The sequence below is a fragment of the Bradyrhizobium sp. UFLA05-108 genome, from assembly GCF_059803455.1.
The window spans coordinates 70070-92028 of record NZ_JBANAZ010000008.1 but is presented as its reverse complement, the minus strand read 5'-3'; the positions used below and the strand labels follow the sequence as shown (position 1 = coordinate 92028).

The following is a 21959-nucleotide window of genomic DNA, read 5'->3' as shown; positions in this document are numbered from 1 at the left end:
AGAGCTGATGGCTCCTCACGCCCCATACCGGAGAGACAATGTCCAAGTTGAACTTCGCCGTTATCGCATTCGCCGTCGCGCTCTCCGGGTCCGCGCTGGCACAATCGTCCGATCCGCGCGGCGCCTGCAAGGCGGATTATGACAAATTCTGCGCCGGCATTGCGCCTGGCGGCGGCCGCATCGTCGCATGCCTCAATGGCAAGCGTGACCAGCTCAGCGATACCTGCAAGAAGGCACTGGACAGCAGGAAGAAGTAAAGTCTCGTGTCCCAGACGCGGCGCAGCGCGCCTGGCGATGCGGAGCATCGTCCAGTGCGGTGCGCAGAGCGGGGGCCCATCTCACCACAAATGCTGACCCCGGCTCTGCAGGCGCACTAGCCGCGAAGAGCGGCGCATTGCGCTGCGTCCGGGGCACGAGACCGTTGGCTAGGTCGGCAGTGGCGGCGGGCTTGCCGGCTGCTCCACGAGTGGCGGCGGCGCGGCGACGGACGCCTCCGCGGGCGGGGCGAGAGCCGGCTGTTCAACCGGCGCGTGCACATTGCCGCCCTTGTAGACTCGGGCATACCGGTGGCCGAGGCTCGTCAGCACCTCATATCCGATGGTGCCGAAATGATGCGCGAGCTCGTCGACGGTGATGCCTTCGCCGAGCAGCGTCACCATGTGGCCGCGTCGCACGGCATTCGGTGGCAGATCGGTGATGTCGATCGCGATCAGATCCATGGAGACGCGGCCCGCGACCGGACAGCGCTTGCCGGCGACGATCACCTCGGCGCCGCGGGTGCCGTCATTGGAGCTGGCGGCGCGGAAATAGCCGTCGGCATAGCCAACCGCGATGATCGCGAGCTTCGTGGGGCGTCGCGCGCTCCAGGTGCCGCCATAGCCGACCGTCTCGCCGCGCTCGATGGTGCGGATCTGCACGATGCGGGCCTTGAGATCGACCACCGGCTGCATCGGATTGTCGGCCTCCGGCGTCGGGTTGACGCCGTAGAGCGCCGCGCCCGGCCGCACCAGGTCGAACTGGAACGGGGCGCCCAGGAAGATGCCGGAGGAATTGGCGAGCGCCGCGGGCACGCCCGCGAATTCGCTTGCGATGGTGCGGAAGGCTGCGAGTTGCTTGGCGTTCGCCGAACTGTTGAGCTGCTCGGCGGAGACCAGATGGCTCATCACCAGCGTGATGCCGTGATCGCCGGCATTGATGCGCGGGATGATCGCCTGCGCCTCCTGGAGCGTCAGCCCAAGCCGGTTCATGCCGGTGTCGATGTGGATGGCCGCGCCGCCGGTCCAGCCCGTGCGGCGGCAGAACACATCCCATTCGGCGAGCTCGTTGAGATCGCCGATCACGGGACGGCAATCGATCTTGGCGTAGTGCTCGCCGGTGTTCTGGAAATAGCCGCCGAGCACATAGATCGTCGCGGTCGGCACCGCCGCGCGGGCGATGCGCGCTTCCTCGATCGTTGCGACGAAGAAGGTCTTGCAACCCGCTCCGTGCAGCGCGCGCGCCACCGGCTCCGTGCCGCAGCCATAGGCGTCGGCCTTGATCACGGCGGCGCATTCGGCCGGCACCGCGGTCTTCTCGAGCTTGCGCCAGTTGGCGACGATCGCGTCGAGATCGACGGTGAGCACGCCGCCATACGCGGCAAGCGCCGCGGCCTGGTTGGCCTCCGTTGAGAGAAAGCCGTTTTGCGGAATCATGTTCGGGTCCGACGCGATTGTCACGGCGCCGTTTTACGCAAGAGGCTGGTTTGGTTCAAGGAACTCAGTAGTCGTTGTTGCTGCGCTCCGGCAGCTGACTGTCAGGGGCGAGGTCGCCGAACCGCGTGACCGAGGCCTCGAACGCCAGATCGACGGTGCCTGTCGGGCCGTGGCGCTGCTTGCCGATGATGACTTCGGCCTTTCCGTGCGCAAGACCCATGTCAAGCTGCCACTTCTCGTGTTCAGGTGTGCCCGGGCGTGGCTCCTTCATCGCGAGGTAATATTCCTCGCGATACACGAACAGCACGACGTCGGCGTCCTGCTCGATTGATCCGGATTCACGCAAGTCGGACAGCTGCGGCCGCTTGTCGTCGCGGGATTCGACCTGGCGCGAGAGCTGGGACAGCGCGATGACGGGAACGTTGAGCTCCTTGGCGAGCGCCTTCAGGCTGGTCGTGATCTCCGTGATTTCCTGCACGCGGCTGTCGCTGGCGCGCTTGCCCGAGCCCGACAGGAGCTGGATGTAGTCGATCACGAGGAGATCGAGGCCCTTCTGGCGCTTCAGCCGGCGCGCGCGCGCCATGAGCTGCGCGATCGACAGGCCGCCGGTTGCGTCGACATAGAACGGCAACGACTGCAGCTCGATCGAGACCTCCCGGATCTTGTCGAAATCGGCTTCCGAGATGCCGCCGCGGCGGATGTGGGAGGAGGGAACGCCGGTGCGCTCGGCCACGATACGCGTGGCAAGCTGGTCGGCCGACATTTCGCAGGAGAAGAAGCCGATTACGCCGCCATTGGCGGCCTTCATGGTGCCGTCGGCCTGGAGTTCCGGAACGTAGGCTCGTGCGACATTGTAGGCGATGTTGGTCGCAAGCGACGTCTTGCCCATGCCCGGGCGTCCGGCCACGATGATGAGGTCGGAGTGCTGGAGGCCGCCCATCTTGGTGTCGAGGTCGCGCATGCCCGTGGAAATGCCGGACAGCTTTCCGTCGCGCTGGAATGCCTTTGCCGCGAGATCGACGGCGACCGCCAACGCCTGCGAGAACTTCTGGAAGCCGCCATCATAGCGGCCGGATTCGGCGAGCTCGTAGAGGCGCCGCTCGGCATCCTCGATCTGCGCCCGCGGTGCGAAGTCGACCGGCGCGTCATAGGCCACATTGACCATGTCCTCGCCGATGCCGATCAGGTCGCGCCGCAACGACAGATCGTAGACGGTGCGGCCATAGTCCTGGGCGTTGATAATCGTGGTCGCTTCCGCAGCGAGGCGAGCCAGATATTGCCCGATGGTCATGCCGCCGACGTCGGTATCGGCGGGCAGGAATGTCTTCAGCGTCACCGGGGTCGCGATCTTGCCCATCCGGATCAGGCTGCCGGCGGTCTCGAAGATGGTCTGGTGCAGGGGTTCGAAAAAGTGCTTTGGCTCGAGGAAGTCGGAGACGCGGTAGAAGGCGTCGTTGTTGACCAGAATCGCGCCCAGAAGGCTCTGTTCCGCCTCGATATTGTGCGGCGCGCTCCGGTAGGCTGGGGTTCCGGCCTCGGGCGCGAGTTTCAGGACGGTCGAATCAGTCAGGGCCATGGTTGGAGGTGCTTAGCAACTTTTCCGGCGAGATGCGGGGCGGCGATAAAGCGCCGACAACACGCAAAGCGGAAGCGAAAGCTGGTCGCTATCAACCGGTCTTTAAAATGGTGGATGATTAGCAGCCGCAGCATGCGCGATGCTTGACTGATGTTTTGCGGAATTGGCCTCGGCACCTTGATCTCGCTCAGGCCGGCCCGCGGAAAAATCCGGATAATGTGAACCTTATACGGCGGCGCGCAGACCTATTTTGCAGGCGCGTATCGTGCGGCGCGTTGGCCGGCCGACTGTTCAGACGATCAGGAGGTAGACCAGCGCAACCAGAGCGGCGGCAACGCCGGTGGCGATCAAGGCATAGTCGGTGCGGAGATCGTCCTGCACGTCGAAGGAGGTTTGGATCTTCTTGCTCATGGGGGACGGTCTAGGACAATTCCGACCGCCACTTTGTGAAGCAGATCACAGACCCCCGGATTCTTTCGGGCAAGGGCCGGAACCGGTCGGCGGGTAAGGAATTGGTCCGGTCCGCGACCGTCAGGAGACGAGGCGACAATGCGGCAGGAGCTGCAGACTTGGCAGAGCGAGGCGGGCAGTCGGATCTGGCTGTCGGCGCTGATTGCTGCCATGGAGGACGCCTCCCGCCCCGAATCCGAGAGGTCCAAGCTGCCGGCCGAGACGTTGGCGCAGTTCCGAGCGCAGCTCGCGCTCCCGGCTACGCTTTGTCCAGCCTCACGGCTGCGCCACTAGCCCATATTGTTCATTATTCGCCCGCCAGCTTCAGCCTCGGCTTGCTGGCGCCTTCAACGCCGCGTAGCCGGGCCTCTTCATGCCCGATATAGTCGCGGGTCACCGGGACCACGCCCTGGCGTCTGGTGAGCTGGATCTGGAAGTTCATCATGCCCTGCTTGCGGAAGGTCATCTCGCAGGCGGCCAGATAAAATTCCCACATCAGCGCAAAGCGCTCGTCGTAGAGCTGCACCGCTTCCTCTCGCCGCGCCATGAAGCGTTCGCGCCAGGCCCTCAGCGTCTCCGCATAGTGGAGGCGGAGGATCTCGATGTCGCAGACGAGGAGCCCTGCGCGCTCGATTGCGGGCAGCACCTCGGACAGCGCCGGGATATAGCCACCGGGGAAGATGTATTTGGCGATCCAGGGATTGGTGGAGTCCGGCCCCTGCGAACGGCCGATCGAATGCAGCAGCATGACGCCTTCCTCGGCGAGGAGCTCGGCGCAGCGCTCGAAATAGGTATCGTAGAACTTGACGCCGACATGCTCGAACATGCCGACCGAAACGATGCGGTCGAACGGACCGTCGATGTCGCGATAGTCCTGGAGCAGGAACCGGGCCGACCGGGTCAGGCTCTTCTCGGCAGCGCGGGCATTCGCAACCTGCAACTGCTCGGTCGAGAGCGTGATGCCGGTGACGTCGGCGCCTGCGATCTCGGCGAGGTAGAGGCCGAGCCCGCCCCAGCCAGAGCCAATATCGAGCACGCGCTGACCGCGTTTGATGACGAGCTTTGCCGCGAGATGCCGCTTCTTGGCGAGCTGGGCGTCGTCGAGCGAGGTGTCCGGCGTCTCGAAATAGGCGCAGCTATATTGCTTGTCGGCGTCGAGGAAGAGCGAATAGAGCCGGCCGTCCAGATCGTAGTGATGGGCGACATTGGTCCTGGCACGGGTGCGCAGGTTGAACTGCTTCAAATGCCGCGTCAGGTAGCGCAGGTGCCACTGGGGTTTGGCCCACTGCGGCAATATTTCGGGTTGATCCAGGAGGATCGCCAGGGCATCAGCAATCGTGCCTTGCTCGACGACGAACTCGCCGTCCATATAAGCCTCGCCGAGCCCGAGCTCGGGATTGAGCAGGATCTTGCGCTGCGCCTCCGTCGTCGCGAAGCGGACTGCCACATGTTGGCCGGAGCCGTCGCCGCATGTGAATTTTGCGCCACTTGCGGTCGTCACCGTCATCGATCCGTGGCGGATGAACTTCGTCAGGAAGCTGCGCAACAAACGGTCCATAGAACCACCCTGTCGAGCGAACCCGAAAAGATGCGACTAACCCCCGTCGTCACACCGACGCATCGGAACTGCATTGGTTCCTATGCATTTGCATGGGAACGTAATCAGCACGTTCCCGACCTGCTATTGCGTTGTGTTCAAAGCCGATATTCGCAAAACGCGCGATCACATCCTTGCGTCACGAGCGTGCTTCCAATTGCAGCGCAATCGGCTAAAAGGTGACCCGCCGCCGGCGCCGGCTGGCCTTCTTGCGTATTTTCAATGGAGATGACGGGATGTCGAGCCGAGCGCTCAACCTCGCGACGGTGTTGCTTCTGATTGGCCTTGGCGCTCCAGAGGCTGCGTTTGCGCAGGCGACGAATCTCGAGGCCGGTAAGAGTCCGTCCCAGATCTTCGCCCAGACCTGTAACGCCTGTCATAAGTCGCCGCGGGGACTGCTCAAGTCGGTGCCGGCGGGCTCGCTGCCGGGCTTCTTGCGCCAGCATTACACCACGAGTTCCGACATGGCGGGCGTCCTGTCCTCCTACCTCGTCTCCAACGGTGCGACCGACACGCGCTACCAGTCCAAGGACGGCAAGGACAAGAAGGACGGCGGCAAGGAGAAAGAAGCCAATTCCAGCGCCACGCAACAGCCCGAGCATCCCAGCCGGCGTCAGCATCAGGACGCGGCGAAACCGGAGGGCGAGGGCGCTCCCGTGTCCGAGACCGGACGTGCCGGTTCGAGGCGGATGGCGCGGCCGAGCGAAGAGGGGGCCAAGGATGGTACGAAGGATGGTGCCAGGCCCGATGGCCAGGCGACCAATGAGCGCGGTCCCGAGGGGCGCAAGTCCAAGCAGCGCATGAGCAAGCGCGGCAAGCCCGAGCCCGAGGAAGCCCCGAAGGCCGAGACGCCCAAGGGCGAAACGCCCAAGGAAATGCCTGCCGCCGCCGAATCGCCGACCACGGACAAGAAGAGCGAACCCAAGAACGATTCCAAGAACGATACCAAGAACGACAGCGCCAAGGTCGATACCGAAGCCAAGCCCGACAGCGCCAAGGACAAACCGGCGGAGAAGCCGGCCGATAAGCCTGAGAGCGCCAAGGTCGAACCTTCGACCAGCCAGACTCCCGCGCTGCGGCCCGATCCCGTGCCGGAGGTGACGCCGGCTCCGCTCTCCGCTGCAAAACCGGCCGAGGCTGCGCCTGAGCAGAAGCCGGCGGACACCGCGGCGAAGCCCGCCGATGCCTCTTCAAACGGCAACGGCGCCTCTGCGCCGGCGGCGGCCAAGCCGCAGGATGCGCCGGCTGCGGCCGAGCCCTCCGGCTCGCCGGTCCCGCCGATCTCCCGCTAAAGAGACTTTCATCTCGTCATCGCATCGGAGGCTGCTCATTGCGGCCTCCGCGTCGTCCTGACTGAGAAGCGCATACCGCGACCGCGCTGGCCTCGATCGCGAAGCTGAGCGCGGACGTTGCCGCCGAAACGAAAAGCCCGGCCGCATAGGCAGCCGGGCTTCCGTCTGTCGTGTGAGCGCGAGGCTTACTGCTCGGTCGCTTCCGCGGCCGGTGCCGGCGCGACATCGTCGTGCTGGGCTTCCGGATCGAAGAACTCGCCGGCGGCGGCGATCGCCTCGGCGGCCGCGTCGCGATCCTCGTTGCGGGTCGAGATGTCCTCGCCGCGGTTGATGCGCTCGGCTTCTTCCTGGCTGCGCGCAACCGTCACGGTGACCTCGATCTCGACCTCCGGGTGGACGGCGATGGTGATGGTGTGCTTGCCGATGGTCTTGATCGGCGCGTCGAGCTGAACCTGCGGGCGGGCGAGCGAGATGCCGTCCGCTTCGAACGCCAGCACGATGTCGCGCACGGTGACCGAGCCGAACAGCTGGCCGGCTTCGGAGGCCTGACGGATCACGGTGATGTTCTTGCCTTCGATCTTCTCGGCGACCTTGGACGCCTCGCCCTTGGCCTTGAGATTGCGCGCCTCGAGCTCGGCTTTCATGCCGTCATACTTGGCGCGGTTGTCGTTGGTGGCGCGCAGCGCCTTGCCGCGCTTGAGCAGGAAATTGCGGGCATAGCCGTCGCGAACCTTCACGACTTCGCCCATCTGGCCGAGCTTGGCCACGCGTTCCAGCAAAATGACTTCCATAATCGTTCTCCTTTTGAAGTGATGTGAGTTGGATCTTCGGGTTGAACTTAAGGGGTCGGCAGTGGCGGTGGCCGGTTGCGCAGGAAGCGCTCGCGGAAACCGAAGACGGCATCGGCAAGCCCGAGTACGATCATCGCGATCACGGGCCATCCGAGCACAACGACGACGGCGTAAGTCGAGCCGAGCCAGAAGGCGCGGCTCTTCAGCGCAAGCGTCAGCGTGTGCAGCACGGCGAACCCGGTCAGCGCGTAGGCCATCATCAGGGCCGCCGTGATGATCTGCGCGGCGAGTGCGATCAGCCCGCCGGCGAAGCAGAAGGCGATGGCGATGCACAGTACGGCGAGCGTCATCGACGGCAGCTCGGCGGTCATCAGCGCGGGCCAGGGACGGCGCAGCCGTCCCGACGTCGCGGTCACCTTGGCCGAGAGCCAGAGGTTGAGGGTGAGCGTCATCATCGACACGATGGTGGCAACGGCCGGTGCGACGGTCGCCAGCGCATCGATGAACTGGTCGGTATCGCCGGAGACTTGCGGATCGGCCGAGCGGAGGATGCGCATCAAGCCGCGGCGCAGCGAGGTCGCGATGCCCTCGGCATCGCTGCCGAGCGTGAGCAGCGCCGCGATCGTGATCAGCGCGGCAAAGCCCGCAATCCAGAGCAGGATGCGCCCGACCGGGTACCATTCGATCTCAGGTTCGGCCGGCGGCTCTGCGCCCGCGGTGATCACGGCAGGCGTAGTATGACGGCCGAGCAGCACGAGATGGCCGAGCCACCAGGCCGGCAGCGCGACCGTGACGACGAAGGCGAGGCAGTACGGCAGGCCGAAAATCGCGCCGAGGCCGGTCGCGGCGGCGATGCCGCCAAGGCTCGCACAAAGCGGTCCCCAGCCGATCGCGGCAACCATCAGCGGCAAAGGCGAGAGGTAGAACAGGACGAGCGAGATCAGCGCGCCCGAGACGATCGAGGCGAACATCAGGGCCGACGCAGCGCCGGCGATCAGGGCAATGAGTACGAGTGCCATCATCAGCTGTCCCGCTCCCTTCGAGCGGTTAGAGGCATTTCGCCCCAACCATCGGCGACCGGACGACCCGGAAGCCTTATGAGTTTGAATGATACGACCGGCGGCCTTAGGGCCGCCGGTCGAAACGTCGTTTAGCGGATCACGTAGGGCAAGAGGCCGAGGAACCGCGCGCGCTTGATGGCGCGGGCGAGCTCACGCTGCTTCTTGGCGGACACGGCCGTGATGCGGCTCGGCACGATCTTGCCGCGCTCGGAGACGTAACGCATCAGCAGCTTGGAATCCTTGTAGTCGATCTTCGGCGCGTTGGCCCCCGTGAACGGGCAGCTCTTGCGGCGACGGAAAAACGGACGGCGTGCACCAGCTTCAGCCATTGTTCTTACTCCCCATCCGTCGTTTCAGCTTCGTCGCGCGGACGGCGCGGGCCGCGGTCACCACGGAAGCCGCCTTCGCGGTCGCCGCGGAAGCCGCCTTCACGCTCGCCGCGGAATCCACCACCGCGGTCATCGCGCTCGCGATCACGGTCAGCCTTGCGCATCATCGCGGAGGGACCTTCCTCCAGCTCCTCGACGCGGACGCTGAGATAGCGGATCACGTCTTCGCTGATGCGCTCCTGGCGCTCGATCTCGGCGATCGCCGCGGACGGCGCGTCGATGTTGAGCAGCACGAAGTGCGCCTTGCGATTCTTGTTCATGCGGTAGGTGAGGGAGCGCACGCCCCAGTTCTCGGTCTTGGTGACCTTGCCGCCGAGACCCTCGACGATCCCGGTCATCTGGGTCGTCAACTCTTCAACCTGCTGCGGGCTCGCGTCCTGACGCGCGAGAAAAACATGCTCGTAAAGAGGCATGGAAGTCCTTTCCTCATGTTGGCGCTTCACCCGGCGTCAAGCCCTTAAGAGGCCTTCGGAAAGGACTCTGGGATTAAGCTCAGAAGGCGGAAACACGGGACGACGGGCCGACTGGCCCTGCCACATCAAAATCAACAAGTGAATTTGCTGAGACCGTCCGTTCAGCTCCCGGCCGGGGTCTGCGGATGGCGCGCTTTATACGGATTTTGGCCGGCTTGGCAAGGTTTGGCACGCAGGTTTTGGAGACGCGCGTAGCCAACACGATTGTAGCGGTTCCGGGGCGGGAACACCGCGCTTGTACGGAATCCACAGATTTTATGGAAAGTTGTAGGCTTCTAATTGCCGGGGCTGAATTTCATCTCGAAACCATTTTTACCGGCAAGGGGCCGCTCAGGAGCGGCCCCTTTCGATTCCAGGGCATTCCAAAGCTGCACCTTCCTCTGGCTTGATTTATTTGTTTGTATAGCATACAAATAAATGACGAGAGGAGCCGATGGCCAAATCCGTCAAAGGTCCGGTGGAAGCGCCTCGGGGCGACCCAAAGCATGCTGTCCGGGCCACCCGTTCTGCGGGGCGCAAGATGCGCTCGCTGCTCCTCGATGCGGCCAGTCCGTTGTTTAGGGAGCAGGGGCTTTCCGGGACATCGATTTCCGACATCGCGACGGCCGCGAACGCGTTTCCGAGCCAGATCACCTATTACTTCCGCACCAAGGAGGCGCTGTTCGTCGAATGCGCCTGCCGCGATCTCCTATATCTGGCGCGCGCCACCGAGCAGGCGGCACTGAAGGCGCACACGCCAGAGGCCTACACGCGTGCGCTCGCGCAGACGGTCACGGCGACCGATTCGGTGGCCTTCTTCGCCGAAGCGCTGACGTTGACACGGCGGCGACAGGATCTCGCGCCGCTGGTCGAGCGCACCATCGAACGCCTGCACACCGAGGGCGCGCGCGCCTATGGCGCCCAGGTCGCGCGCCATGGCTGGCGGACGTTGCGCGCGCCCGACGAGAGCTCGCGCAGGTTCTGGGCGGTGGCGATTGGCGTCATCGTGGAAGGCTACGCGATGGGCCGCTCGCCTGATGAGCTGTGCGCAGAGATGCTGCGCGTGCTGGGCGAGCAGGCGAAATCGGCAGGCGATGCGGCGCGCCTGCGGCTCGTCGGGGATCGCGGCGCATCAACACCATCGGACGGGGAGGGTTAGGCCATGACCGCGCTTCGCATGCGTGCCCGCGATTTCCTGACCGAGGACCAGCTCGTCAACGTGCGCGAGCGCGTCACCTGGAAGGGCGTGGCACTGATCGCGCACGCCTGGGCGCTGATCGCGGGTGCGATCGCACTGGTGGCGTGGTGGCCGAATCCGCTGACCTATGTTCTCGCGGTCGGCATCATCGGCTCGCGTCAGCTGGGCCTCGCGATCCTCATGCATGACGGCGCGCATGGCTGCCTGTCGCCGGATGAAAAGACCAATCTGGCGCTGAGCCAGTGGTTCTGCGCCTATCCGGTCTTCGCCGAGACGCGCAGCTATCGGCGCTATCATTTGCAGCACCATGCGCGCACGCAACAAGAGGATGATCCCGATCTCGTGCTGTCGGCGCCGTTCCCGATCACCAGGCTGAGTTACCGCCGCAAGTTCATCCGTGATCTCACCGGACAGACCGGCTACCAGCAGCGTAAGGCACAACTGCTCAATGCGCTCGGTTCGAAGGATTGGCCGTGGTCGCAGCGCGCGGCGCATTTCTCGGAGAAGCTCGGGCCGCAATGCGTCACGAATGCGCTTCTGTTTGCAGTGCTCGCGGCCGCCGGCGTGTGGTGGGCCTATCCGCTGCTATGGCTGGTGCCGCTTTTGACCTGGCAGATGGTCATCACCCGCATCCGTAACATCGCCGAGCATGCGGTCGTTCCCGACAGCCACGATCCCTTGCGCAACACGCGCACCACGCATGCCAATTTTCTCGAGCGCCTGTTCATCGCGCCCTATTACGTGAACTATCATCTCGAGCATCACCTCTTGTTCTACGTGCCCTGCTACAATTTGCCCAAGGTGCATCGCCTGCTGAGCGAGAGCCGGCATGCTGACCGCATGGAGGTGCAGCCGAACTATCTCGCCGTGTTGCGATTGGCCACCGCCAAGCCAAACCGCGATGATCGTCCCGGGCAATTGGTCAGCAGCGTTCGCCGCGCACGGGCGGGTGCCGAAGTCGGCGCGGATCAGAAGGCCGGCGGGTTCTAGTCGGCCAGCGCGACGCTTTGCACCGCGGGGACAAGCGGCACCTCTTCGGTGATTTCTTCGACGCCGGAGGCGTGGATCACGAAATCGCCCTTGCCGCGACGCTTGGCCTCGTACATCGCGCGGTCGGCCGCGCTCAGCAATTCGTCCGCGGTCACGCCGTCGCGCGGCGCGGATGCCAGGCCGATGCTGGCTCCGACACGCGCAGTGGGCGCAAACTCGAACGGCTCCGAGACCCGCGCGATGATCCGCCGGGCAATGTCGGCGGCCTCGGTGTCCGTGATGTCGGGCAGCAGGATCACGAATTCGTCGCCACCAACGCGGCACACGACATCGGCCTCACGCACGCTGGCGCGCAGGCGATCTGCGACGGCGACGAGGACGGCGTCGCCGGCCGCATGTCCGAGCCGGTCATTGACGCCCTTGAAGTTGTCGAGATCGACGCAAAACACGGTGAGCTTCGCGGCTGATCGTGACGCGACCTCCGGCCATGGGCCGTCAAGCAGTTTCGAAAACAGCTTCCGGTTCAGGGCGCGATTGGGAAGACCGGTGAGCAGGTCGTGGTGCGCCATCTGACGATTGTTGCGCTCGGAGCGATGCAGGTTGAGCAGGATCTTGTGATTTTCAAGCAGCAGGAAAATCATCCCCGCAGTATAGACCGGCGTTTGCAGGCCGACGATGAACAGGAAGGGGATCGGTGACAGCATCGTGGCCACCGCAAAGGGTAGCGTCAGGATGCAGATCATGAGGATTCCATAACGCGGCGTCCCGGCGTTGCCCGAGGCAATTCCACCGGTCAGGTTGGCGAGGCCGACGCCCGCAGTCAGGACCAGCGGCAGCTGTCCCGATGCGACGCATTGATAGCAGCCCGCGGAAATTGCGATCACCGATAGCAGGCCGACCCAGACCGGCGTGCCGCTCGCGGCGCCTGGCCCGTTGGCTTTTGCCCGCGCGGAGGCCTTCGTCATCAGGCAGATTCGGGTGCAGCCCAGGACGATTTCCGCCAGTACCCAGGCATAAGCCCATGCAGCGCCGGTCAGAGCCGCGGCGAGCGATGCGACCAGCAGGGACGCCAGCACCGCCACCAGGAGCGTCTTGGTCTTTTTCGTCCTCTGCTGAAGAAACTCGTTCCGGATGTCGTCGAACTGAGAGGTCGGGCCGCTGAGCAACCAGTCGACGCAGCTGTGCCACCACAGCCGAACTCGTGCGGCAGCGGAGGAAGCTGTCGATATCAGTGTAGCGACGGATGCCATGGCCGCAATTTCGGCAGTGGGTATTTAAAGGGACTTAAAATGCACCGTCGAGTTCCCGACAGCGTAAACGTTTTGCCTGCATGGGCAGCCCACGACCGCGTGGCGGGCCGGGAGGGACTTGACCCGGCCGGTGGGCGTAATCTGTCAGCGATCCCCATCCAGGACGTCGTCGCGGCTTGACATTTCGGCCCCGGTCAGTGTCTACGGCCCCCTTTGGAGCATGATCGGGAACAACGGCCCACGCCCCGGCGTAGAATGGCCGCCCGATCCTGACGAGGCTCAGCAAGCCAGGGAGCGCCGATGACGGCAGCATTCACATTTCCGGGGCAGGGGTCCCAGGCGGTCGGTATGGGCAAGGCCCTGGCGGAAGCCTTTCCTGCGGCCCGCGCCGTGTTCGACGAGGTCGACGCCGCGCTTGGGGAAAAGCTCACTGCGACCATCTGGGATGGCCCGGCGGAGACCCTCCAACTCACCGAAAACGCCCAGCCGGCCTTGATGGCGGTCTCGCTCGCCACCTTGCGTGTGCTGGAGGCCGAGGCCGGATTTTCCGTGGGGCGGGATGCGGCGTTCGTCGCCGGGCACTCGCTCGGCGAATATTCGGCGCTGGCTGCGGCCGGAAGCCTGACGATTTCCGATACCGCGCGGCTGCTGCGCACCCGCGGTTTGGCAATGCAAAAGGCCGTCCCGGTCGGCGCCGGCGCGATGGCCGCGCTGCTTGGCCTCGACTACGAGGCGGCCATGGAGGTCGCCCATGAGGCGGCGCAGGGGCAGGTCTGTCAGGCTGCCAACGACAATGGCGGCGGTCAGGTGGTGGTCTCCGGCGACAAGGCGGCGGTCGATCGCGCCGTCGAGATCGCCAAGGGCAAGGGCGCCAAGCGCGCGATGCTGCTGCCGGTATCCGCGCCGTTCCATTGCAAGCTGATGCAGCCGGCCGCCGATGCCATGGCCGAAGCGCTGTCCAAGGTCACGATCAAGGCGCCCGCAGCGCCCCTGGTCTCCAACGTGCTGGCGAGCGCCATCACCGATCCCGACGAGATCCGCCGCCGTCTGGTCGAGCAGGTCACCGGCACGGTGCGCTGGCGCGAGTCGGTTTCCTATATGGCTGGTCAGGGCGTGACGCGTTTCTTCGAGATCGGCGCGGGCAAGGTGCTGACGGGTCTCGTCAAGCGCATTGCGGACGGCGCCGTGGGCGTGGCCGTCGGCGGGCCGAACGATGTTGCCACGGCCAAAGACGCCTTGGCTGCCGCGAAGCAGGGGTGAGGAGCTATCGATGTTCGATCTGACTGGCAGGAAGGCGCTCGTCACCGGCGCGACCGGGGGCATCGGCGGCGCGATCGCGCTGGCGCTGCATGCGCAGGGCGCCACGGTTGCGATTTCGGGGACGCGGAAAGAGGTGCTGGACGAGCTCGCCGGCAAGCTCGGCGAGCGCGTGCACGTGCTGCCGTGCAATCTCTCCAAGGCTGACGAGGTCGAGGCGCTGGTGCCCGCCGCGGAAGCTGCGATGGGCCAGGTCGACATCCTCGTCGCCAATGCCGGTATCACGCGCGACAATCTTTTCGTGCAGCTCCGCGACGAGGACTGGGAGGAGGTCATCAACGTCAACCTCACCGCGACCTTCCGCCTCGCGCGCGCCGCGACCAAGCTGATGATGCGCAAGCGGTTCGGCCGCATCATCGCGATCACCTCGGTGGTCGGCGTCACCGGCAATCCCGGGCAGGGCAATTACACCGCGTCGAAGGCGGGCCTGATCGGCATGATCAAGACGCTCGGCGCCGAATACGCCAAGCGCGGGGTGACCGCGAATTGCATCGCGCCCGGCTTCATCAAGACGCCGATGACCGATGCGCTCAACGACAAGCAGCGCGAGACGATTCTGACCAAGGTTCCGGCCGCCCGGCTGGGAACGCCGGAGGATATTGCTGCAGCTGCGGTCTATCTGAGCTCCAACGAAGCAGGCTACGTCACGGGCCAGACCATCCACGTCAACGGTGGCATGGCCATGATCTGAACGTAATCCGGCCGGCGGAAGGCCGGGCGGACCGGATGCGGCAAACGGCCGTTTCCGAAGTGAATTGAGGCTTGTAGTCAAGGCAATTGGAGTATGATAACCGGACCTTCAACGGATGGGCAAAGAACGCCATTGCAGGTTTTTGAAACCCTGTATATTGGCGATGCGGAGCCTTGGCCGTCGTTCGCCGGGCCCTGCATCGGCTAGGATGGGGCCAAATCAAGTTCGTACGCAAAGGCAGTAAAACGACCACGACGGCTCGTATCGTCCCGGGGGGTCGGGTCTACAGGGAACAACACGAGGTTAAGCAATGAGTGACATTGGCGAACGGGTTAAGAAGATCGTGGTCGAACACCTTGGTGTTGAGCCCGAGAAGGTTATCGACAGCGCGAGCTTCATTGATGACCTCGGCGCCGACAGTCTGGACACCGTCGAGCTGGTGATGGCGTTCGAGGAAGAGTTCGGTTGCGAGATTCCGGACGACGCCGCGGAAACGATTCTCACCGTCGGCGACGCGACCAAGTTTCTCGAGAAGAACGCGAAGAGCTAAGGCTCCAAAATCCGCGGTCGAACGACGAAACCGGACGGATCGTGCCAGCGGTCCACCGGTTTCTTGTTATCGGCCGCGATTCCTTGAGAACCGGAGTTTTGGGATATGAGACGAGTTGTCGTCACGGGCCTCGGCATGGTGTCGCCACTCGGCTGCGGTGTCGAGCCGACCTGGCAGCGTATCCTTAACGGCGAGAGCGGGGCGCGCAAGATCGAGACGTTCGACGTCTCCGATCTGCAGACCAAGATCGCCTGCGTCGTGCCGCGCGGCGACGGTTCGAACGGCACTTTCAATGCCGACCAGTGGATGGAGCCGAAGGACCAGCGCAAGGTCGACGATTTCATCATCTTTGCCGTGTCGGCGGCGACGCAGGCTCTCAATGATGCCAACTGGCATCCTGAGAGCGAAGAGGACAAGTGCGCGACCGGCACCCTGATCGGCTCCGGCATCGGCGGCCTCAACGGTATCGCGGAGACTGCAATCCTGCTGAAGGAGCGCGGGCCGCGCCGCGTCTCGCCGTTCTTCATTCCGGGCCGGCTGATCAATCTCACCTCCGGCTATGTCTCGATCGAGCATGGGCTGAAGGGGCCGAACCATTCCGTGGTCACGGCCTGTTCGACCGGCGCGCATGCGATCGGTGATGCCGCCCGTCTGATCGCACTGGGCGATGCCGACGTGATGGTCGCCGGCGGCGCGGAATCGCCGATCAGCCGCATCGGCATCGCCGGCTTCAACGCGGCGCGTGCGTTGTCCACCGGATTCAACGAGACACCCGAGAAGGCCTCGCGCCCCTATGACAAGGATCGCGATGGCTTCGTGATGGGCGAGGGCGCTGGCGTCGTGATCCTCGAAGAGCTCGAGCATGCGAGGGGCCGCGGCGCGAAGATCTACGCCGAGGTGATCGGCTACGGTCTGTCCGGCGATGCCTATCACATCACCTCCCCATCTCCGGATGGAGACGGCGGCTTCCGCAGCATGTCGGCCGCGTTGAAGCGCGCCGGGCTGACGCCGGCCGATCTCGACTACATCAACGCGCATGGCACCTCGACGCCGCTCGGCGACGAGATCGAGCTTGGCGCGGTGGAGCGGCTGCTCGGCAACGCGGCGTCCAAGGTCGCGATGTCCTCGACCAAATCCTCGACCGGGCATCTCCTCGGTGCAGCGGGTGCGATCGAGGCGATTTTCGCCATGCTCGCGATTCGCGATAACATCGCGCCGCCCACCATCAACCTCGAGCACCCGTCGGTCGAGACCGCGATCGATCTCGTGCCTCAGGCGGCGAAGAAGCGCGAGATCAACGTGGCGTTGTCGAATTCTTTCGGTTTTGGCGGTACCAACGCATCGGTGATCGTCAGACGGCTGGCCGATTAGCTTGGGTTTCAGACGAATTCACCGTTTTGCCGTATTCGGCGATAAGTCATAGTTGCGGGCGTGTGCTATTAGCCGGGCAGACGATCGTCAGGCTGCGATTGAACCGGCAGGATTCAGGTTTTCGATGAGTGAAAGGCCGCCCATTTCGCCCCGAAGCCCGCGCGCTGCGCTGGAGCCTGAACAGGTGCCGCCGCCGCCGAAGCGGTCGGACCGCGCGCGCAATCCCTTCGTGGTGGTCGGCAACGCCATCATCACCATCCTCCTGATCGCGATGCTCGGGGCAGGCGCGGTCTACTATTACGGCCGGCAGGTTCTTGAGGCGGCCGGGCCGCTCCAGGAAGACAAGATCGTCAACATCCCCTCGCGCGCGGGCAAGCGCGATATTGCCGACGTCCTGAACAGGGAAGGCGTCACCGACGTCAATCCCTGGGTCTTCATCGCCAGCGTCTTTGCGCTGAAGGCGAGCTCGGACCTGAAGCCGGGCGAATATTCTTTCCAGAAGAACGCTTCGTTGCGCGACGTCATCGCCACCATCGTCGAAGGCAAGGTGGTGCAGCATGCGGTGACGATTCCCGAAGGCCTGACCTCCGAGCAGATCGTGGCGCGGCTGTCGGACAACGACATCTTCACCGGCAGCGTGCGCGAATTGCCGCGTGAGGGCACGCTGCTGCCGGAGACCTATAAATTCCCGCGCGGCACCACGCGCGAGCAGGTGGTCCAGCGCATGCAACAGGCGCACAAGCGCGTGCTCGCCGAGATCTGGGAGCGCCGCAGCCAGGACATTCCGATCAAGACGCCCGAGCAACTGGTGACGCTCGCCTCGATCGTCGAGAAGGAGACCGGCAAGCCCGACGAGCGCAGCCGAGTCGCGGCCGTGTTCGTCAATCGTTTGAAGCAGAAGATCAAGCTGCAGTCCGATCCGACCATCATCTACGGTCTCGTCGGCGGCAAGGGCACGCTGGGCCGCCCGATCAAGCGCAGCGAGATCACCCAGCCCTCGCCCTATAACACCTATGTCATCGACGGGCTGCCGCCGGGGCCGATCTCCAACCCCGGCCGCGCCTCGCTGGAGGCTGCCGCCAATCCCGCCCGCACCCGCGACCTCTATTTTGTTGCCGATGGCACCGGCGGCCACGCCTTCACCGAAACCTACGACGCGCACCAGAAGAACGTCGCCAAGCTCCGGGCGATGGAGAAGCAGATCCAGAACGACACCGTCGAGCCTGCCGACGATGCCCAGGCACCGGCTGCCGCCGCGCCTGCCGGCGTCGACACGGCGCCGACCGCAACCACGCCGCCCAAGCCGGCCCAGCAGAAGAAGCCGCCCGCGCCGCGCCCGGCCAATCCTGCGCCGGCCCGCCAGGGGGCGGTGCAACCCTCGTCGCAGGTTATCCAGCGCTAGAGCATGATCCGGACCCGAAGGGCCGCGTTAGCGCAAAGTATGGAACGGTTTTCCGAAAAGATCATGCTCAAACAACAACCTAAGGCGCGATGAGGATTCATCCTGATCTCATCACGCTTTAGGCCCGCAACCCCGACCTGCGGTGGTTACGGATTCCACTTTGCGGCAAAATGGTCTTAAGATTCGCGTGCCTTGATGGCCTTTGCGAATCTCATCTGTGCGGAGAAGTTCACTCGATGGCGCTGTCGTCCATGACCGGCTTTGCCCGAAGCCACGGCGCAAGCGGGCCGTATACGTTCGAATGGGAATTGAAGTCGGTCAATGCCAAGGGCTTTGACCTGCGCGTGCGGCTGCCGCAGGGCTTTGACGAGCTCGAGGCCCACGCCAAGAAACGCGCCGGGGAGGTTTTGTCGCGCGGCACGGTCTACGCCAATCTCAACGTCAAGCGCGCGAACGCCGTGGCGACCGTGCGGATCAATGAGGACGTGCTCTCGGCCGTGCTGAAGGCGGCATCGCAGATCGCCGGCAAGGTCGACGCGGTGGCGCCGAGCATCGACGGCCTTTTGGCCATCAAGGGCGTCATCGAGGTCGCCGAGCCAGAAGGCAACGAGGAAGAGGACAAGGCGGCGCGCACCGCCGCGGCCGAAGCCTTCGACAAGGCGCTCGCCGAGCTCGTCGACATGCGCAAGCGCGAGGGCACCTCGCTTGGCCAGATCCTGACACAGCGCGTGGACGAGATCGAAGCGCTCGCGAAGAAGGCGGAAGCCGCGCCCGGCCGCAAGCCGGAGGCGATCAAGGCAAAACTCGCCGAGCAGATCGCGACGCTGCTCGACACCTCCGATCGCTTCGATTCCGATCGTTTGATGCAGGAGGCAATCCTGATCGCAACCAAGGCCGACATCCGCGAGGAGCTCGACCGCATTGCCTCCCACGTCGCACAGGCGCGCGAGTTGATCGGCAAGGGCGGCCCGATCGGGCGCAAGCTGGATTTCCTGGCGCAGGAGTTTCACCGCGAGGTCAATACCTGCTGCTCGAAGTCGAACGACATCGAGCTGACCAACACGGGGCTCGCCTTGAAGAATGTGGTCGAACAGTTCCGCGAGCAGGTCCAGAATCTGGAGTGATCGATGACGACGGGCGGTCACGGAACTGATGGTGTCGAGCGGCGGGGACTGATGTTCGTGTTGTCCTCACCCTCCGGCGCGGGCAAGACGACGCTGTCGCGCCTGTTGATCGAGCGGATGCCAGGACTGAAGATGTCGGTCTCCGCGACGACGCGCGCGATGCGGCCCGGCGAGGTCGATGGCCGTGACTACCTGTTCGTCGACAAGCCGCGCTTCGAGGCGATGGTGACGGGCGACGAGCTCTTGGAATGGGCAACCGTGTTCGACAATCGCTACGGCACGCCGCGCGCACCGGTCGAGGCGGCGCTGTCGGCGGGGCAGGACGTGCTGTTCGACATCGACTGGCAGGGCACGCAGCAATTACGTGAGAAGGCGCGCGCCGATGTCGTCAGCGTCTTCATCCTGCCGCCGTCGGCCGCAGATCTGGAGAAGCGCCTGCGCTCGCGCGCGCAGGATTCCGACGAGGTGATCCGCAAGCGGATGAGCCGCGCCAGCCACGAGATGAGCCACTGGGCCGAGTACGATTACATCGTCGTCAACCACGACGTCGATGAGGCCTTCTCCGAGGTGCAGTCGATCCTGAAGGCCGAGCGCCTCAAGCGCGAGCGGCGGATTGGCGTCGTTGGCTTTGTACGAGGTCTGCAAGGTCAGCTTCAGGGCTAGACGGCGCCAGCCGCGGACCTTCCTTCGCCAAACGTTCCAGGATCGCGGTGATCGCATCGATATCGACCGCGTCGGCATCGCTGTTGTCGCTGTCATCCGCATCTGCATCGACGGCTGGGACATGCGGCTCGGCGGTTTCCGCCGCCGATGCGATGTGCAGGTCCTTGCGGTCCAGGTCCTCAGGGACCAGCTCTTCGAACTCGGTCGTTGCATCCTCGAGAGGTTGCTCCACGTGCGGTGTGGACGCGCCGTAGGTCTTGCCATTGGCGGTCTTGCCATTGGCGTTGGCCGCCGTGGCCAGCGCGGCGCCGAAATCCACAGGGCGCGGCCGCTGCACGCGTGGGGCGGCAGTTGCGGTCGCATCGATCCACGGCGCGCGGCTCCTGTCGTCGTGCGCGGGCTCCCAGTTGACGCGGCGGCGTCCGCCTTCAGGCTGGACGCGCCTGCGCGAGCCGGCGAAGCGATAGATGACGCTGCCGGTGATGCCGGCGAGCGCCAGCGCGCCGCCGATGACGAGCAGCAGAGTCTGGAGCGAACCAGTCGGCTTCTCGGCCGGGGCATCGGCCGAGGCGAGCGTCATCGTGCCGGCTGGAGGCGAAACCTGCGGTTTGGGCGCGGGCCGCGCATCGGCGAGTTTCGGCGCGGGCGCGGCTTGCGGAGCAGGCGGGGGGGCCGCGCTCGGGTCGGGCCAGCGCGCATCGACGGTCGGCTGGCCTGCACCGGCATCGGCCACCGTGACCGGACGCTGAAGCGTTGCGGGCGGGGTGCTGGGTGCGCTCGGCGCCGGGATCGATGCGGTCGTGTCGGGTGTTGCAGCAGCGGTCTGTGCCGTGAGTTCGGCGTGCGCGTCCTGCACCGAGCGCGGCGCGGGTTTGTCCGCCTTCTGCGCAGGTGAGGTCGCCGGTGCGGCCGGCGCGCTCTGCGTCGCCTGTGCGCTCTGCGTCGCCGGCGCGCTTTGCGTCGCCTGCGCGCTCTGGGCCGTTTTCGCGCCTTCCTCGCGCAGATACCAGCACTGCCGCTTGGTGCCGCGTTCGACGCGATAGTACCAGTGCTGCCCCTCGGGCGCTGAGCCCTTCGGGGCGCGAAGGCAATCGTCGGTGGCGTTTGAAGAATTTTGCGACGCATCCTGCGCGTCTGCGGCGGCCGGGGCGCTCGTCGCGTTCTGCGATTCCGCACTCAAAGGTATGCCGGCGAGTACGCTCGCAAACAGAGCAGATATGAATTTCGCGGTTCGGTTGCCCATCCTGGTCTCCCGGCTACGCCTTACGCAACGCGTCACTGTCCTCCTTCTCGTCAAAGAGTTGGGTGGCAATGAGCCGCAAATCCGGAGAGGATGAGGCTTAAATCGGGCCTGCGCAGCGTTCGTTCCGCCGCGAAAATGAACGATTCTCGGGACTATTGTTTGATCGGGGTCTGCGTCCCAGAGCATCCAGCCGCCCGGGTTCACGCTCTCGAAGTTCGGGTTCCCTGACGCAAATTTGCCTATCCGAGCGAGCCGCCAAGGCGATAAGCTTGGTCCGGGGTGTCGTTTGATGGATCACGGCCATGGCCCTTTTCCACGACCATTCCGACAAGAGCAGTTCCGCCGAAAAGTGGTCGGTCGCGGGCGAGGAGTTCGTCCTGCTCGACACCGTCCAGCCGCCGGCCCGCATCGCGATGGCGCGGGAGCGCATGCTGCTGAGCCGGCTCTATCTCGGCCTGATCCGCAGTCTCAACGACGACTACGGCGCCGACTTCGTCAGGCAGAACGACAGCGCCACCTTCCGCACGATCGGCATCTACCTGTTCCTGCGGACCGCGATGTGCTCGCCAGTGCGGGCGAGCATGGTAGCGGCCGCGCTGAAGCTGCCACGCGCAACCGTGCTGCGCAGGCTCGAGGAGATGATCAAGCAGGGGTACGTGGAGCGCATCGGCAATGCCTACCGTGTCACCGACAAGGTCAACATCCCCGACTTGCAGCAGCGCTTGCAGCAGCGGATCGACATGATCCTGGAGACGGCGCGCGAGTTGGCGCGGCTGACGGGCAGGGACGGACACGCGCATTGAGGCGATACGGCCGCAAATCTCAATTTTGCAGAATTTCGATAGTATGCCGCGGTTTTGC

The 21959-nt window shown here is 64.7% G+C and carries 22 protein-coding genes; 13 read left to right on the top strand and 9 right to left on the bottom strand.

Features of this window, described 5'->3' with window-relative positions:
- Positions 1–38: 38 nt before the first annotated feature.
- Positions 39–257: a cysteine rich repeat-containing protein gene (locus tag SO140_RS08145; RefSeq protein WP_449378580.1), complete on the top strand. Its 219-nt coding sequence runs from the start codon at positions 39–41 to the stop codon at positions 255–257.
- Between the two features lie 168 nt (positions 258–425).
- On the opposite strand, the gene alr is transcribed toward SO140_RS08145, so the two are convergent.
- Together alr and SO140_RS08135 are read right to left on the bottom strand one after the other, a co-directional pair.
- Entirely contained in the window at positions 426–1709 is a 1284-nt protein-coding gene (alr, locus tag SO140_RS08140; RefSeq protein ID WP_498539775.1) for an alanine racemase, read from the bottom strand.
- A 46-nt stretch (positions 1710–1755) separates the two neighbouring features.
- Entirely contained in the window at positions 1756–3267 is a 1512-nt protein-coding gene (locus tag SO140_RS08135; protein ID WP_449378579.1) for a replicative DNA helicase, read from the bottom strand.
- A gap of 549 nt (positions 3268–3816) precedes the next feature.
- Between SO140_RS08135 and SO140_RS08130 the strand changes: the two genes are divergently transcribed.
- A complete protein-coding gene (locus SO140_RS08130) occupies positions 3817–4011 on the top strand; it encodes a transcriptional regulator (RefSeq protein WP_474799538.1) in 195 nt (64 codons plus the stop codon).
- Positions 4012–4024: 13 nt separating this feature from the next.
- On the opposite strand, the gene SO140_RS08125 is transcribed toward SO140_RS08130, so the two are convergent.
- Entirely contained in the window at positions 4025–5275 is a 1251-nt protein-coding gene (locus SO140_RS08125; RefSeq protein WP_449378578.1) for a cyclopropane fatty acid synthase, read from the bottom strand.
- Positions 5276–5550: 275 nt separating this feature from the next.
- On the opposite strand from SO140_RS08125, the gene SO140_RS08120 reads away from it, so the two are divergent.
- Positions 5551–6606 carry a hypothetical protein gene (locus SO140_RS08120; protein ID WP_449378577.1) on the top strand — a complete coding sequence of 352 codons (1056 nt, stop codon included), beginning with the start codon at positions 5551–5553 and terminating at the stop codon, positions 6604–6606.
- Positions 6607–6791: 185 nt separating this feature from the next.
- On the opposite strand, the gene rplI is transcribed toward SO140_RS08120, so the two are convergent.
- From rplI to rpsF, 4 genes are all read right to left on the bottom strand, one after another.
- A complete protein-coding gene (rplI, locus tag SO140_RS08115) occupies positions 6792–7397 on the bottom strand; it encodes a 50S ribosomal protein L9 (protein WP_449378576.1) in 606 nt (201 codons plus the stop codon).
- 47 nt (positions 7398–7444) lie between these two features.
- The gene (locus SO140_RS08110; RefSeq protein WP_449378575.1) at positions 7445–8419 is read right to left on the bottom strand and encodes a YybS family protein; all 975 of its coding nucleotides are present in this window, start codon (positions 8417–8419) and stop codon (positions 7445–7447) included.
- A gap of 128 nt (positions 8420–8547) precedes the next feature.
- Positions 8548–8787 carry a 30S ribosomal protein S18 gene (rpsR, locus tag SO140_RS08105; protein WP_007592020.1) on the bottom strand — a complete coding sequence of 80 codons (240 nt, stop codon included), beginning with the start codon at positions 8785–8787 and terminating at the stop codon, positions 8548–8550.
- Positions 8788–8792: 5 nt separating this feature from the next.
- Positions 8793–9260 (bottom strand): 30S ribosomal protein S6, encoded by a 468-nt coding sequence (rpsF, locus tag SO140_RS08100; protein WP_449378574.1) that lies wholly within the window; start codon positions 9258–9260, stop codon positions 8793–8795.
- A 493-nt stretch (positions 9261–9753) separates the two neighbouring features.
- On the opposite strand from rpsF, the gene SO140_RS08095 reads away from it, so the two are divergent.
- Both SO140_RS08095 and SO140_RS08090 read left to right on the top strand, forming a co-directional pair.
- Positions 9754–10458 carry a TetR/AcrR family transcriptional regulator C-terminal domain-containing protein gene (locus tag SO140_RS08095; RefSeq protein ID WP_449378573.1) on the top strand — a complete coding sequence of 235 codons (705 nt, stop codon included), beginning with the start codon at positions 9754–9756 and terminating at the stop codon, positions 10456–10458.
- A gap of 3 nt (positions 10459–10461) precedes the next feature.
- Positions 10462–11487: a fatty acid desaturase family protein gene (locus SO140_RS08090; RefSeq protein ID WP_449378572.1), complete on the top strand. Its 1026-nt coding sequence runs from the start codon at positions 10462–10464 to the stop codon at positions 11485–11487.
- On the opposite strand, the gene SO140_RS08085 is transcribed toward SO140_RS08090, so the two are convergent.
- Positions 11484–12737, bottom strand: coding sequence for a diguanylate cyclase domain-containing protein (locus tag SO140_RS08085; RefSeq protein WP_449378571.1), 1254 nt, complete (start codon positions 12735–12737; stop codon positions 11484–11486). The two genes, SO140_RS08090 and SO140_RS08085, sit on opposite strands and share 4 nt — an antisense overlap.
- 300 nt (positions 12738–13037) lie before the next feature.
- Here SO140_RS08085 and fabD point away from each other — a divergent pair, with 300 nt between their 5' ends.
- The 7 genes from fabD to gmk all read left to right on the top strand — a co-directional run bounded on the left by fabD (position 13038) and on the right by gmk (position 19855).
- Positions 13038–13997, top strand: coding sequence for an ACP S-malonyltransferase (gene fabD, locus SO140_RS08080; protein ID WP_498542414.1), 960 nt, complete (start codon positions 13038–13040; stop codon positions 13995–13997).
- A gap of 10 nt (positions 13998–14007) precedes the next feature.
- Complete coding sequence (gene fabG / locus SO140_RS08075; protein WP_027522575.1) at positions 14008–14745, top strand: 3-oxoacyl-[acyl-carrier-protein] reductase; 738 nt, start codon at positions 14008–14010, stop codon at positions 14743–14745.
- 310 nt (positions 14746–15055) lie between these two features.
- Entirely contained in the window at positions 15056–15295 is a 240-nt protein-coding gene (locus tag SO140_RS08070; protein ID WP_027522576.1) for an acyl carrier protein, read from the top strand.
- 105 nt (positions 15296–15400) lie between these two features.
- Positions 15401–16666: a beta-ketoacyl-ACP synthase II gene (gene fabF, locus SO140_RS08065; RefSeq protein WP_449378569.1), complete on the top strand. Its 1266-nt coding sequence runs from the start codon at positions 15401–15403 to the stop codon at positions 16664–16666.
- Positions 16667–16790: 124 nt separating this feature from the next.
- Positions 16791–18068, top strand: coding sequence for an endolytic transglycosylase MltG (gene mltG / locus SO140_RS08060; protein WP_498542413.1), 1278 nt, complete (start codon positions 16791–16793; stop codon positions 18066–18068).
- 236 nt (positions 18069–18304) lie between these two features.
- On the top strand, positions 18305–19192 hold the full coding sequence (locus SO140_RS08055; protein ID WP_498542412.1) for a YicC/YloC family endoribonuclease: 888 nt from the start codon (positions 18305–18307) through the stop codon (positions 19190–19192).
- A gap of 3 nt (positions 19193–19195) precedes the next feature.
- Positions 19196–19855, top strand: coding sequence for a guanylate kinase (gene gmk / locus SO140_RS08050; protein ID WP_498542411.1), 660 nt, complete (start codon positions 19196–19198; stop codon positions 19853–19855).
- Here gmk and SO140_RS08045 read toward each other — a convergent pair.
- The gene (locus tag SO140_RS08045) at positions 19788–21098 is read right to left on the bottom strand and encodes a hypothetical protein (RefSeq protein WP_498542410.1); all 1311 of its coding nucleotides are present in this window, start codon (positions 21096–21098) and stop codon (positions 19788–19790) included. The genes gmk and SO140_RS08045 overlap by 68 nt on opposite strands.
- A gap of 302 nt (positions 21099–21400) precedes the next feature.
- On the opposite strand from SO140_RS08045, the gene SO140_RS08040 reads away from it, so the two are divergent.
- Positions 21401–21901, top strand: a complete 501-nt coding sequence (locus SO140_RS08040) for a helix-turn-helix domain-containing protein (RefSeq protein WP_474799547.1) — start codon at positions 21401–21403, stop codon at positions 21899–21901.
- The last annotated feature ends 58 nt before the right edge of the window (positions 21902–21959 follow it).

Excerpts from the sequence above, each read along its gene's own strand:
- SO140_RS08145 (WP_449378580.1), top strand. The coding sequence starts at position 39 with ATGTCCAAGTTGAACTTCGCCGTTATCGCATTCGCCGTCGCGCTCTCC.
- SO140_RS08135 (WP_449378579.1), bottom strand. The coding sequence starts at position 3,267 with ATGGCCCTGACTGATTCGACCGTCCTGAAACTCGCGCCCGAGGCCGGA.
- SO140_RS08130 (WP_474799538.1), top strand. The coding sequence starts at position 3,817 with ATGCGGCAGGAGCTGCAGACTTGGCAGAGCGAGGCGGGCAGTCGGATC.
- SO140_RS08125 (WP_449378578.1), bottom strand. The coding sequence starts at position 5,275 with ATGGACCGTTTGTTGCGCAGCTTCCTGACGAAGTTCATCCGCCACGGA.
- SO140_RS08120 (WP_449378577.1), top strand. The coding sequence starts at position 5,551 with ATGTCGAGCCGAGCGCTCAACCTCGCGACGGTGTTGCTTCTGATTGGC.
- rplI (WP_449378576.1), bottom strand. The coding sequence starts at position 7,397 with ATGGAAGTCATTTTGCTGGAACGCGTGGCCAAGCTCGGCCAGATGGGC.
- SO140_RS08110 (WP_449378575.1), bottom strand. The coding sequence starts at position 8,419 with ATGATGGCACTCGTACTCATTGCCCTGATCGCCGGCGCTGCGTCGGCC.
- rpsR (WP_007592020.1), bottom strand. The coding sequence starts at position 8,787 with ATGGCTGAAGCTGGTGCACGCCGTCCGTTTTTCCGTCGCCGCAAGAGC.
- rpsF (WP_449378574.1), bottom strand. The coding sequence starts at position 9,260 with ATGCCTCTTTACGAGCATGTTTTTCTCGCGCGTCAGGACGCGAGCCCG.
- SO140_RS08095 (WP_449378573.1), top strand. The coding sequence starts at position 9,754 with ATGGCCAAATCCGTCAAAGGTCCGGTGGAAGCGCCTCGGGGCGACCCA.
- SO140_RS08090 (WP_449378572.1), top strand. The coding sequence starts at position 10,462 with ATGACCGCGCTTCGCATGCGTGCCCGCGATTTCCTGACCGAGGACCAG.
- SO140_RS08085 (WP_449378571.1), bottom strand. The coding sequence starts at position 12,737 with ATGGCATCCGTCGCTACACTGATATCGACAGCTTCCTCCGCTGCCGCA.
- fabD (WP_498542414.1), top strand. The coding sequence starts at position 13,038 with ATGACGGCAGCATTCACATTTCCGGGGCAGGGGTCCCAGGCGGTCGGT.
- fabG (WP_027522575.1), top strand. The coding sequence starts at position 14,008 with ATGTTCGATCTGACTGGCAGGAAGGCGCTCGTCACCGGCGCGACCGGG.
- SO140_RS08070 (WP_027522576.1), top strand. The coding sequence starts at position 15,056 with ATGAGTGACATTGGCGAACGGGTTAAGAAGATCGTGGTCGAACACCTT.
- fabF (WP_449378569.1), top strand. The coding sequence starts at position 15,401 with ATGAGACGAGTTGTCGTCACGGGCCTCGGCATGGTGTCGCCACTCGGC.
- mltG (WP_498542413.1), top strand. The coding sequence starts at position 16,791 with ATGAGTGAAAGGCCGCCCATTTCGCCCCGAAGCCCGCGCGCTGCGCTG.
- SO140_RS08055 (WP_498542412.1), top strand. The coding sequence starts at position 18,305 with ATGGCGCTGTCGTCCATGACCGGCTTTGCCCGAAGCCACGGCGCAAGC.
- gmk (WP_498542411.1), top strand. The coding sequence starts at position 19,196 with ATGACGACGGGCGGTCACGGAACTGATGGTGTCGAGCGGCGGGGACTG.
- SO140_RS08045 (WP_498542410.1), bottom strand. The coding sequence starts at position 21,098 with ATGGGCAACCGAACCGCGAAATTCATATCTGCTCTGTTTGCGAGCGTA.
- SO140_RS08040 (WP_474799547.1), top strand. The coding sequence starts at position 21,401 with ATGGCCCTTTTCCACGACCATTCCGACAAGAGCAGTTCCGCCGAAAAG.